This window comes from Pseudoalteromonas sp. Isolate6 (assembly GCF_022398435.1).
Classification (GTDB): domain Bacteria; phylum Pseudomonadota; class Gammaproteobacteria; order Enterobacterales; family Alteromonadaceae; genus Pseudoalteromonas; species Pseudoalteromonas galatheae.
In genome coordinates, this window is the sequence record NZ_JAKEVK010000046.1 from 1 (window position 1) to 12432 (window position 12432).

Consider the following 12432-nt stretch of genomic DNA (forward strand, 5'->3'; position numbering starts at 1 on the left):
GATAACAACTATCATTTACATTTTATATTTGTAACGATTTTTGCAATAAACCAAAACATGATAACAAAGTGTAATAAGATGGTGTTTTTTAGGGTCAACAGAGCTTTCAGATCTGCTTTTACAGCAGTTTGATTTGTTCGTTGTTGCGTATCGTTTACGTGGATTACTGAGCTGTAGGTCGAGCATCGCTATCATACACAACCTATTCATCTCGCCCATTTAAGACTTGCGCGGATGCAATAGAACGGAATGATTACACGCTTAAAATTATTATTGCAATCGAGAGCGAAATCCGGTTGCGAGAAACACACCCACAATAGTTGAAACATACGCCTATCTCCCTTATTATAACTATAAATAATTACTTATTACTTTTTGTTATATCGGTAATTTGCTTATACCTAAAGGCTCAGTCATGACAGTAGAATCGGTGTTACCTCAAATATATCTAGATGCTAATGCAACAACCCCTGTATTAGAGCAAGCAGCAGACGCAGCATTGGTTACCATGAAAACCATGTTTGGCAATCCTAGCAGCAGCCATATTACGGGCTTACAAGCAAAGCAACTGATGGAGCATACTCGTCAAAAAGCACGTGCTGTTTTAGGTTCTGGTCATGGTCGAGTGATCTTCACCAGTGGTGCGACCGAGGGCATCCAGACCGGCATACTATCAGCTTTGTGTGCAGCAAAAAATAAGATGCAACCACACAAAAAATATACGCTACTTTATGGTGCCACGGAACACAAAGCGGTACCTGAATCACTCAAACATTGGAATCACATTTTAGAAATTAATGCCGATGTCAAAGCCATTCCGGTCGATGGTGCGGGTAACCTAGATTTAGCGTTTATCGCCAATGAAGTCCCTAATGCGCTAATGATCTGCACTATGGCTGTCAACAATGAAACCGGCGTATATCAAGACTTGAACAAACTAGAAGAAGTAATAAGAAAATACAATTCAGATATTTTTTGGATGGTTGACTGTGTACAAGCACTAGGTAAACGCAACCTAAACCTAGCGAGAACGACAATTGACTATGCTCCTTTTAGTGGTCATAAACTCTATGCACCAAAAGGCATAGGTTTTGTCTATATTCGAGAAACTGCACCGTTTACACCGTTTATTGCGGGTGGTGGTCAAGAGAGCGGTTTACGCTCAGGAACAGAAAACTTGCCAGGCCTTGCCGCACTGAATGTTATCTTTGATGAACTGCTAAAAGAACATGACAGTCGATTTGCAAACGTGGATAAATTACATGATTTTAGAAATCAACTGGCACAAACACTCAAAGATGCCTTCCCGACTATTGTATTTAATAATCAATTCAGTAATAGCGTTCCAACTACACTAAACTTTGCAATTCCGGGATTCAGTTCAAAAGAAATCATGGATTTATTTGATGCTGCAAACATCCGAGTCAGCTCAGGCTCAGCGTGTAGCTCAAAGGTAACACGCAGTTTTGTACTTGATGCCATGGGGCTCCCAGCTTGGCAAAGCGAATCGGCTATTCGACTGTCTTTTGGTCCAGCCACAACCCAAACCGAAATAGACGCGGCGTGCGAGCGCATTCGCCATTGTGCTCAGGCACTCGGTCACAGCTGTCTTATGCAAGCAAATAACGGTATTAACAATAAAGAAGCACTTGACGGTCTAGTACAATTCAAAGTGGGTGGTGCATGCTGTTGGCTGTTCGCAGATAAGCAGTCAAAAACAGCGATTATTATCGATCCTCTTCCTGAATTAGTCGAGCGCCTTAATACGATATTGGAATGCCAGCAGCTGACATTGCTCGCCGCGCTCGATACTCATGGGCACGCCGATCACGAATCGAGTCGAGCTGCACTCAGTTTACCAAAGCAAACATGCGATCATTTGGGTTGGCCAGCTCAAGCCTCACAGATTGAATTTAAAGGCCAGTCACTCGAAGCGCTAACAATTGGTCACTATCGTCTTGCAAAATTAGCCACTCCAGGACATACAGACGATAGCGTCACCTTTATACTGTTGGAGCTACTACAGGGTGAGTACAGCATCAGATATGTTTTTTGTGGCGATCTGATCCTGATGGGAGCGCTTGGGAGAACTAACTTCTCCACCAGCTCATCGAAAGCGATGCTGCATAGCATTCAATCACTTGCTCAACTTATCGATACAGATACTTTGTTATGTCCAAGCCACGACTACAACAATGAATTTGCAACTACTCTAGCGGCAGAGTGCAATCGCAATTTGCTCCTAAATAATGTCCTTTACCATGACATTACAGTTGATGAATTTGTCGAGAAAAAGGTACAAATAGATAATAATATTGTTGATGAGGCTGGTAGTGAGATCATGTGTGGTGCAACTATTTGCAACAAAAATCAATTTGAGCTACACGAGTACACTACAACAGAGCTCAACGCACATATTGCCAACAATGAAGAGCTGTTGTTAATTGACATACGTGAACCGCACGAATATGCCTTAAATCACAACAGCGCGTTTGATCACAATGTGCCACTAACCCGTCTTACAGACTTTATTTGCAAACATAACCAAGACAAAACGAAAAAATTGGTGTTGGTGTGCCGCAGTGGCAGCCGCTCACAAGTCGCCGCACAAGCATTGGCTAGGCTCGGCTTTAATAATATCGGACATTTAAAAGGGGGGTATGCACTCATTCCTTCTGCATAACTCGCCCTGTTTCCTTTCTAAAGCCCCTATCGCGCTTGCTACGGGGGCTTTTCTGATCTCAACTTTCCCCGCCATCGTATAGATACCAGAAATGACTAACGCCAATTTGCTTGTGTTGAAGTAACCTGTGTTGAAGTGAGAAAATTTTGTCGATAACTCCACTTCCGCCCCCTATTATCACCAAGGTTACCGACATCCATGTCGGCAAGTCGGAATTTGCTCTTTCAAATTGAACATGTATTAGTGAAGTTGGTATAAACCTACAATGGCTCACAAAAAACCAAACCTACAATATAAAATATGCCCTATTTGCGAACGTCCGTTTTATTGGCGGAAAAAATGGCAAAGAGATTGGGGTAACGTTAAGTACTGCTCAAAGCGCTGCGCTTCTGAACGGCGCTCAGGTATAGGACATAAAGATTAGGTCCTGTTATTCCTTGCTGATTGATTTTTGTTATCTTGGGTGTGTTTTGGTCGCACCCTCAATTTTACGCCAAGTGATCTAAGCAAAAGTTGAGCGATAATGGACAAAAGCCACCGAGGTGGACCCATTGAGTAGCATTTCTTTGTGTGTTGCCCCACATGGAGGTGGGTAAGAGTACACAGCAAGAACGCAAAGTCTTTAGCCCCAGACTCACATAGAATATCTATGCTAGGCAGTCTCTGCCTCGTGTATGTAAGTACCAATTAAACTGGCGCAAAAACAAACCTGAAAGATAAACAGACTCTAAAATACATAGCAAATCTGGAAACTTAAGCAATCTGAGCTGCGGATAATTAATGTCTTACTAACAGTGCACTTCAGTGCTATCAACATTTAATTCTCCTTCGATAGCCAGCTATTGGCAGTCCAATTGGCGTTGCCTGCAGAAAGTAGGTATCTGAGCGGCCTCTGGGCATGTAAGTCGTATTTTCCTTAAACGTTTAGGCGAGACAGGGAGATGTATCAAGTTGTACTTTAACAACAATGAGCTAGAACATTCCTTATCCAAAACTCAAGTTAAATAGTTTATTATAATATTTGCAAATTACAAAATAATACTATTGATAATCACTCTCATCTACAATATCATTTGCGCGAACTTTGATCATAGGGATTAATAATGCGCTCACTTAAATACAAATATCCAACCTTAATTACCAGCATTGCACTGGCATTATCTTGCTCTGCGATAGCACAAGAACAAACAAAACAAGATAAAGATGACATTGAAATCATCGAAGTTAGTCCGAGGGGTCTGATTTCATACGTTAGCGCTACTGCATCAAAAACGGCAGTACCTATCGTCAAAACGCCTGTTTCGGTGTCTGTATTAACGGCTCAACGTATTTCTGATTTAGGTGCAGAAACACTGCAAGATGCAATTGGGTATGTTGCAGGTGTTTATAATGGGCCATACGGTGTTGATACTCGAGGCGATTGGTCTAAAATTCGTGGCGTTGATCCCCTACTCTATGTTGACGGCCTGCAAAAGTTGTTTGGTAATTACAACAACACGCGTACTAACCCTTATGCGCTTGAAAGTGTCGAGATCTTAAAAGGCCCTTCGTCTGTGCTTTACGGGCAAGGGTCTACCGGTGGTATCATCAACGCGGTATCAAAATTACCAAAAGCAGAAACTGAGGGTGAGATCTGGGCGCAAGTGGGCAACTACGACCGTAAGCAACTAGCACTTGATTACAACACCATATTTGGTAAGCACGAAGAGTATCAAGCACGTGCTGTCGCCATGTATCGAGACAGCGGCACACAGACCGATTATGTTGATGACGACACCTTGATGCTTGCGCCAAGCTTTAGCTGGCTTGCTTCAGATGAAACTAAAATTACCTTGCTTGCCAACCTTCAAAGAAATGAATCTGGCTCTTCAACGCAATTCTTCCCGCATGAAGGCACTATTCTACCTGCAAAATATGGCCAGATCCCAAGTGAACGTTTCGTCAGCGAGCCAGGCTGGGATAAATATGATACTGAGCAACAAGCGATCACCGCAATCGTTGAGCACAGCTTTGATTTAGACACGCATATTAAATTCTCCGGTCGCTACAGTGATAGTTCATCCGAATACCGTACCATTTATTCTTGGCCACCAAAATTTGAAGCGGACAAACGCACTATTAAGCGTATCGCCAGCCTTACCGATTCAAGTGCACGTAGTGTGACGATGGATCTGCAAATCCATAAGTATTTGGAACTGGATGCGGTGAAATTAACTATGGTGTCGGGTGTAGATTACCAAAATGCGGATACAGACTCTGATCGCGGCCGTGGTGTTGCAGCACCATTAGACTTATATAATCCAGTGTATGGACAAAGCACTGAGTTACCAACTGCGGTTGTCAATAACCCTGAGAATACGCTCAACAACAAACAGCTCGGTGCTTATGCGCAAGTCACTGCAGAAGTAAATAGCTGGGTACTTAATGCCGCACTTCGCTATGATGACCTTTCAAATCAACTGCAAACAGCAGGTGCAATCAAGAATAGTCAGAATGCCACAACGGGTCGGATTGGTGTGCTTTACCAATTTAAAAATGGTGTAGCGCCCTATGCTAGCTATTCAGAATCATTTAAAGCCGTATTTGGACAGAAACCACAAGGTGGCGCATATACACCGCTGGAGGGTGAACAAGTTGAGCTTGGATTAAAATATCAGCCAAAGGGTACAGAGCACCTTATCACAGCCTCTATATTTGAAATTAAAGACAAAAATCAAATACGAAAAGTTTCCCCTGAGTTTGAAGTACAAGATGGCGAAATCGCGGTAAAAGGATTCGAGCTTGAAGCCCAACTCGAATGGCAGTACCTTGATATTTATGCCGCTTACTCTTATTTAGATACGGAACAAGACGTTTCTCCGCTGTCTCCTACTGAACTCTTTGTGGCACAAGATTTAGTTACGTTAATCACAGATGATGCTCAGCTCTCAGCAACACCTAAGCACTTAGCTTCCATTTGGGCAACGTACCGCGCGGAAGAATGGCTTCCGGGGCTTAAGTTTGGAGCCGGTATCAGACATGTGGGAGAAACCTACGATGGCAGTCGTACAGTTGAACTAAACGGCCAAACACTACATCAGCAATTAGTGACCGACAACTTTACGCTTATCGATATGATGATTGGGTATGACATTGAACAATATCAATTCAGTTTGCAAGTTGATAATGTCAGCGATAAAACGGTTATCACCAGCTGTTTGTACCGCGGAGACTGCTTCTACGGACAGCGCAGAACCATTAGTGCTAACGTGAAGTACAAGTTTTAACGACTAGACTACAGAAATGGAATCGCCCTAGAACCGGTACCAACGGTTGTAGGGCGATTATTTAAAACTGATAACTAACAATTAAGCTACCATCAACACGCTTTTTATGATAATCGCTGCTTTCACCATAACCGCCAACCAGCTTAATACTCCACCCAGACTGATTTATACCCGAGAAGTGATAGCTATAACTTAAACCTGCGCCATTGGTGGTTTCTTCATCAAATAAATCAATAATTGGCTCAAAAATACCACATGTAATATCATCATCGTCTTCACATGTAGGGCCCGCATCTCTTGCTCCCAAAGCCCCCAACACTATACCAACCGCATGTTTGTTATTGTCAGACACAGCTCTCTCATAGCCTATAGAAAACCCGTCATCCAAACCGATAAGATAATTTCCATACCACCGACTATTACTATCGGTTTGTGGAAGAGAGAGTTCGACTTGACCAAAAAATGGGTACCCAGTACCAACAGAAAAATCTACTGAATTAGCGATAGTGGTAGTGCTGGCTACCAGAGCTGACAAGCCAAATGCCGCCCTCGTTAAAAATGAAAACATTTATCTTTCCTTTTATTATCAATCTTACAAAGGTAGCAGTAATCGTTCCTAAATAAAACACAGAAGATGTAAGAAATTGTCATACCAATTGCCTAATTAGATAACYTACCTTGATGTTTAAAAGTACTTATTAAATATACACTTAGACTTTCCATTGCACTTTTCATGTTTTAAGTAAAATGGATATGATCAAGTTAATAAAATAGTGAGCTCGGTAATTAGCTCGTCCACATCGGCGCGGCTCACTCCCATATGCGTCACAAATCGCATGCCTTGATATCCAGGAGTGATGTTAATGCCCTTTGTCTTTAACTGCTTTGCTATCGCAAAAAGATCAATGCCGGCTTCCACTTCAGCGAAGATAATATTTGTCTGTACTAAGTGCTTGCAGGGCTTAAACCCAGGCAGTTGCTCAAGTTTATCAGCTAAATATTGCGCGTTTTGATGATCTTCCTCGAGACGCTCTACATTATGTTGCAAAGCATAAAGACCAGCCGCCGCGAGCATGCCCGCCTGACGCATACCGCCACCAAGCATTTTCCTAAGCCTTCTCGCCTTTTCTATCAATGCTTTATCACCAAGCAATAAAGAGCCAATCGGCGCGCCAAGTCCTTTAGATAAGCAAATAGTAAATGAATCAAAGTGCTTTACGATTTCTGTGATATCAACCTTTAACGCGACCGCGGCGTTATAGACTCTTGCACCGTCAAGATGGAACTTTAAGCCACGCTCGTCACACAGCGCTCTGGCTTGTGCGATATATTCTAGACTTAATACCTTGCCACCAATGGTGTTTTCTAAACTAAGCAGCTTAGTTTTCGCAAAATGAAAATCGTCAGGTTTAATCGCTTGCTTAATTCTTTCTAAGCAAATACTGCCATCTGACTCGTTTTCCAATGGTTGCGGCTGAATAGAGCCAAGCACAGCCGCTCCACCCGCCTCAAATTTATAATTATGCGCCTGTTGCCCGCACAGATATTCATCCCCTCTTTCACAATGGCTCATCAGTGCAAGTAGGTTTGCTTGCGTGCCAGAGCTGGTAAACAGCGCTGCCTCAAAACCATGACGCTCAGCAGCAAACTGTTCAAGTGCATTTACTGTTGGGTCATCACCATAAACGTCGTCACCAAGCGGCGCGTCAAACATGCTTTGTTTCATGGCGGGGGTCGGTTGCGTAACCGTATCAGATCTAAAATCCATCAATCTTATCCTTGTCAAAAGAGGAGCACACAGCATAACTGAAAAACGCGCATTGAAGTATAAAACCAGATGAAAAAGGGAGTTGTTCACTCCCTTCAAGATCCGTTGCTTTCGCTGGGTTTATTGCAATCCAGGCCAAGTGCCATTATCAATGGCTTTAGGATAACCCGCATCCACTTTGTCAAAAGTAATGCTATATCTTAGATAGCGGCCATCATCTAAGAAGAAATAAGCACGCGTGTCGTTCCACTTTAATGCTGCACTTATCTTCGTTGCGTAGCCACCAAGTCCCGGCCAAGTATTATCGTTGATAGCTTTGGGATACCCACTGTCCACTCGGTCATCTCCCAAGTCATAGCGTAAATATTGACCATCATCTAGGAAGAAATACACCTTATCGGACGTCCAACGAAGGGTTGCGGTTATTTTATTTGCGTAGGCGGCAAGCCCCGGCCAAGTATTGTTATCAATTATTTTTGGATAACCTGCTCGTACCTTATCACTCTGTACGTCATAGCTCAGGTATTGACCATCCGATAGGAAGTAGTACACCGTATCACTGTCCTTATAAAAACTCGCACGAATTTGTTCTGCATAATCGCCAAGTCCCGGCCAGTTGCCATTAGTCACCGATACCGGATAACCATCATCCGTTTTATCAAGCACAGTATTGTAACGCCAGTAGCGCGCATCTTCAGAGAAAAAGTAGCTTTTAGTATTATGCCACTGATGCGCCGCGCTGAGTTTCAACTCGGTAACTCGATAACCAACATGCACACCCTGTTGCTCAAAGCTATAGTTATTGGTGCCAGATACGGGCTGCGGATCTTGCCACTGGGCAACACCTGCAGGCAATGTCTCAATCAATTGATTATTTCGATAAATACGCGTTTGCGCATTTGCACCATTTAGCCACGTAAATAGTTTATTGGCATAATTGAGTTTACGAATTCCTAAGTCACCGTGCATCGGCGTGCTTTCAAAACCCGCTTGCACATTTGTTTCAATGCCCATGTAAGATAAAATCGTCGGTACAATCGCTGTTTGTGCTGGATAGCCATATAAACCAGAGAAGTCAGTATTTGCAGGATTAACATCTTTTGAGCTAAATTCTTTATTCAACACTTTGTTGGTGGCAATAAAGATGGTTTTTTCCGGCTCGGTTTGCTCGCCATGATGACAGCCAACAACCGGTGTACGGCCATGATCGGTGGTGACCATCACCAACCAGTTTTCACCGCTTTGTTCTCTTGCTTCAACCGCATCAAGCAGTTTACCCAGTCGCTTGTCCGCATCTTCTACCGATTTATTGTAGGCAGAACCAAAGCATAAGCTGTGGCCCACAGCGTCCGGTTCATCTAAATGTAAAAAGACAAAATCTGGTGAGCCGCTGTTTAAGGTAGCCAGCGCTTTATTTAAATTATCGTCGTCGCTGCCTCCCTCCGATCTCCTGTCCATCAAGGCAACATCATCACTGAAGAATTGCGTATGAATGGGTCCCCAAGTGCTAAAACTTGAGATATCGGCGTTAGCATCATGTTCTGCGATGTAACGATAAAGGCTGGGATAGGCTTTGTTTGCTAGGCCTGAGCCGTTGCTCGGCACTTGATGCTTATTCACCCAAACCCCAGTTAAAATTGTCGCCCAGCCTGGGCCACTTTTGGTTTTTTGCTGTGTTTGTGTTTTTGCGATCCCGCCAGTGTAAGCTTGAGTCAGATATAAGCGATCAAAGTTTGGCGTATTATTGGCACCAATTTTTTCATATTGCAGGCCATCGATACCAATAAGCAATACTTTGTTTTCAAGTGCATCAACACTTGCAGTAAATGAAAGTGCAAGTAATGCACAGCTAAGCACGGGTAATTTCATTATCTTTCCTTTAAATGTAATTTTTTGGACTAGTCCAAGAAAGATGATAAATCCCAAACATGAATAACTGTTTACAAAAAAATTACATTAATATAGTTGACCGAGCAGGAAAAGGGCGAGCTAACTGAACGTTTTTTAAGTTCATTTTAAACTACATCCTAATCTAACTAGAGAATTTTAGAGGTTATTCCATTTTTTGTGCTGTATTGCAGCTCGAGGACTAGCGCTTGTTATACCAGTTGTATTAAGTAACTGATCTATCTTGAAGCGGGGAAATAGCTTTAGTAGCACCGCTCTCGCGTCCTGCTACCGCTAAGGTACCTATATCCATATAGGCAAGGCAAAATTTTGCTATTTAGTTGTTCTAAATGAGAAATTTTTAACGAAGCTAATATGCTATTTCACCCTTCAAATTGATTAGAGAATTAATTCAATTGGTATTACATTGCCCTTTTGCCATTAAGAATTAGGCGGTAAGTCGAACGCCGCGACCAAAGCCCACTCAGGAGCACAAAAATCAAACAGAAAAGGTCAACAGGCCTAAGCGTAACCGAGGCGTTTCATGTCGTAATTCCAGACATAGAGGCTTATTTTCTCTTTGGTGCACAATAGTGCCTTAAATTAGAGTTTGTCTCTACAAGCTTGCCCTTCTTTACTCAATTTAATACTGTATTACAAGAGTGGAAATACATTATTTATCAAGGAAGTGTCAAAATGGCAAACACTACCGAACAAGTGCTCAGTATCTACCCTGCCGCTGCACAAGAAAAAATCAGAGTATTGCGTAGACTTGTTATTCGAGTTGCCAGTGAGCAAAACTTTGGAGAAGTGATTGAAGCAATAAAATGGGGAGAATTAAGCTTTAGTGTTAAATCGGGAAGTCCTTTTCGTATGGCGTGGAAAGCCAAAACGCCTACCAATTTTCACCTTTATTTTCACTGCCAAACGAAACTAATAGATACATTTAGAGTACTATTTCCCGACGATTTACAGTTTGAAGGAAATCGAGCAATTGTACTCAAGTTAGAAGAAGAGATACCAACAGAGGTACTTTACCGCTGTATCGCCATTGCTATGAACTATAAAAACCTCAAGCACTTACCTTTACTTGGACAATGACACAAAACCTTATAAACCTAACACCTGAGAAAAGCCCACCGTTACCAATTTTTACAACCCTGTACTTCTTACCAGAATAAAACGTGAAAAAATTACTTGTGAAAACGCAAAAAACAAAAAACCAACTTAAAATCAAAACATTACAAACTTAATATGATGGCCCAAGCTTTGCTTACTTAGTGTAGGTAAACAATACTGGTGAGTTCGCAACTCAGCATTGGGACACACCAAAATCTACTAGCGCAACAATATGAGTAATGTAAGGAGTATAAAACATGACACCACAATCCGAGCTGCAAGATAGTTTTATTGACTTTGTGAACAAACAGCAATTTCCTTGCATTTGTGGTGGCAATAAGGCCGAATTAGCATTTAACAATGTTGAAGTTTTAGGCTTTGGCGATCTTACCTCTAGACATAATAACTTTAGTTTAATAACGAGCCTTTATTCTTTTGTCGAAAAGGTAGATTTTGACAACATGAAAAGTGCCGCGTTTGTTGCGGTTTTTGAGCAGAGCCGACACTTGGATGACAGTGACTTTAATAAGTCTGTGTGGCGTAAACTACAAGAATTGCAAAACCTGGTATCGCAGAGCACTCCAAGAGGGCCGCATTCTCAATCGTCAGATTGCAGCAGCAACTTTCATTTTAATTTGGACGGTGATCCACTTTATATCACTTGTTTAAGTCCCACAAGCGCGTCTAAAAACAGAAAGTTTAAATATCCAGCGATTGTTTTTAACTTAATGCCTCAGTTTGAGGTCCCCCAGAGTTTCCGCGTAGTCGAATCGCACGTGGAAACCCACAGAATTTAACGCGCATTGTACCAACGGAGAGGAATTAAAGATGAGCAATATCATGGTAATAGATTTCATTATTTACGTCGTCATAGGCATATTAACAACCTTGGGTTGTTTTGGTTTAATGAGTGCTTCAAGCGCTTATTCAGACCTAAGTAGTCCATCAAGGCGTACTAAGACCTGTAAGCCTGCTGCTGTTCGGAGCTAAGGTATGCAGAATTCAAGCTTTACTCCCTTTAACTATGTGCGAGAGAAAGGGAGTTTGCTTACATTTTCAAGCCACATAAATTACTTACCGGCAGCAACTAAACCAGCGCCAAATCCAAAAAACACGCCACCGCTCACTTTATTCATCACCGCCATGCTTTTCGGTGACGATAACTTAGTCTTGGCAAGGCCAGAAAACAGCGCATAAGAAATATGCACCATGAATACCAGCAAGCTAAAAGTGAAAATCAAAACCGTAAACTGCGGTAAAAATGCATTCTCAACATTGATAAACTGCGGGAAGATAGACAAAAAGAAGATAGCAGCCTTGGGATTGGTGATCGAAACAAAAAAGCCCTCTAAAAAGCACTTTTTCATCGTACCTGCAGCAATAGACTTGCCTATTTTACTCTCGCCTTTAGTTCGCCACATTTTGTAACCCAAATAGAAAAGATACGCAGCACCAATAAACTTTACGACCGTAAATGCCAGTACAGAGCTGGCTAAGATAACACCTAAACTTGACGCAGATATTGCAGCAACAATCAAAATCCCAAGTGCAACACCACAAATACCAGCTAAGGATTTGGTAAAGCCTCTTTGAATCGAATTATTGATAGTCAACATCACAGCAGGCCCTGGAAGTAAAATCGTCGCCAATGCAACACCTATAAATAGTAAATAATTATCCAAAATAATAAACCCTTAAAATGAACCATG

9 protein-coding genes are annotated in these 12432 nt (G+C 42.1%); 5 read left to right on the top strand and 4 right to left on the bottom strand.

The window, feature by feature from the left end; translation table 11 throughout:
* Window positions 1-415: 415 nt before the first annotated feature.
* From L1D50_RS09020 to L1D50_RS09030, 3 genes are all read left to right on the top strand, one after another.
* A complete protein-coding gene (locus L1D50_RS09020; RefSeq protein ID WP_239965916.1) occupies window positions 416-2683 on the top strand; it encodes an aminotransferase class V-fold PLP-dependent enzyme in 2268 nt (755 codons plus the stop codon).
* A 265-nt stretch (window positions 2684-2948) separates the two neighbouring features.
* Window positions 2949-3107: a DUF2256 domain-containing protein gene (locus tag L1D50_RS09025; protein ID WP_138524359.1), complete on the top strand. Its 159-nt coding sequence runs from the start codon at window positions 2949-2951 to the stop codon at window positions 3105-3107.
* A 679-nt stretch (window positions 3108-3786) separates the two neighbouring features.
* Window positions 3787-5949 carry a TonB-dependent siderophore receptor gene (locus L1D50_RS09030; RefSeq protein ID WP_239965917.1) on the top strand — a complete coding sequence of 721 codons (2163 nt, stop codon included), beginning with the start codon at window positions 3787-3789 and terminating at the stop codon, window positions 5947-5949.
* Between the two features lie 61 nt (window positions 5950-6010).
* Here the strand turns inward: L1D50_RS09030 and L1D50_RS09035 are convergent, their stop codons facing one another.
* From L1D50_RS09035 to L1D50_RS09045, 3 genes are all read right to left on the bottom strand, one after another.
* Window positions 6011-6517: a hypothetical protein gene (locus L1D50_RS09035; RefSeq protein ID WP_128726214.1), complete on the bottom strand. Its 507-nt coding sequence runs from the start codon at window positions 6515-6517 to the stop codon at window positions 6011-6013.
* 189 nt (window positions 6518-6706) lie between these two features.
* Window positions 6707-7717 carry a low-specificity L-threonine aldolase gene (ltaE, locus tag L1D50_RS09040; RefSeq protein WP_239965918.1) on the bottom strand — a complete coding sequence of 337 codons (1011 nt, stop codon included), beginning with the start codon at window positions 7715-7717 and terminating at the stop codon, window positions 6707-6709.
* 120 nt (window positions 7718-7837) lie between these two features.
* Window positions 7838-9586: a hemopexin repeat-containing protein gene (locus L1D50_RS09045; RefSeq protein ID WP_128726216.1), complete on the bottom strand. Its 1749-nt coding sequence runs from the start codon at window positions 9584-9586 to the stop codon at window positions 7838-7840.
* A 714-nt stretch (window positions 9587-10300) separates the two neighbouring features.
* Between L1D50_RS09045 and L1D50_RS09050 the strand changes: the two genes are divergently transcribed.
* Window positions 10301-10705 (top strand): DUF1801 domain-containing protein, encoded by a 405-nt coding sequence (locus L1D50_RS09050; protein WP_128726217.1) that lies wholly within the window; start codon window positions 10301-10303, stop codon window positions 10703-10705.
* Between the two features lie 275 nt (window positions 10706-10980).
* Window positions 10981-11520 (top strand): YqcI/YcgG family protein, encoded by a 540-nt coding sequence (locus tag L1D50_RS09055; RefSeq protein ID WP_128726218.1) that lies wholly within the window; start codon window positions 10981-10983, stop codon window positions 11518-11520.
* Between the two features lie 273 nt (window positions 11521-11793).
* On the opposite strand, the gene L1D50_RS09060 is transcribed toward L1D50_RS09055, so the two are convergent.
* Complete coding sequence (locus L1D50_RS09060; protein WP_128726219.1) at window positions 11794-12405, bottom strand: LysE family translocator; 612 nt, start codon at window positions 12403-12405, stop codon at window positions 11794-11796.
* Between the last annotated feature and the right edge of the window lie 27 nt (window positions 12406-12432).

Bases quoted from the DNA above. Each gene is read 5' to 3' on its own strand.
- L1D50_RS09055 (WP_128726218.1), top strand. From the start codon at position 10,981: ATGACACCACAATCCGAGCTGCAAGATAGTTTTATTGACTTTGTGAAC.
- L1D50_RS09045 (WP_128726216.1), bottom strand. From the start codon at position 9,586: ATGAAATTACCCGTGCTTAGCTGTGCATTACTTGCACTTTCATTTACT.
- L1D50_RS09050 (WP_128726217.1), top strand. From the start codon at position 10,301: ATGGCAAACACTACCGAACAAGTGCTCAGTATCTACCCTGCCGCTGCA.
- L1D50_RS09035 (WP_128726214.1), bottom strand. From the start codon at position 6,517: ATGTTTTCATTTTTAACGAGGGCGGCATTTGGCTTGTCAGCTCTGGTA.
- L1D50_RS09025 (WP_138524359.1), top strand. From the start codon at position 2,949: ATGGCTCACAAAAAACCAAACCTACAATATAAAATATGCCCTATTTGC.
- ltaE (WP_239965918.1), bottom strand. From the start codon at position 7,717: ATGGATTTTAGATCTGATACGGTTACGCAACCGACCCCCGCCATGAAA.
- L1D50_RS09020 (WP_239965916.1), top strand. From the start codon at position 416: ATGACAGTAGAATCGGTGTTACCTCAAATATATCTAGATGCTAATGCA.
- L1D50_RS09030 (WP_239965917.1), top strand. From the start codon at position 3,787: ATGCGCTCACTTAAATACAAATATCCAACCTTAATTACCAGCATTGCA.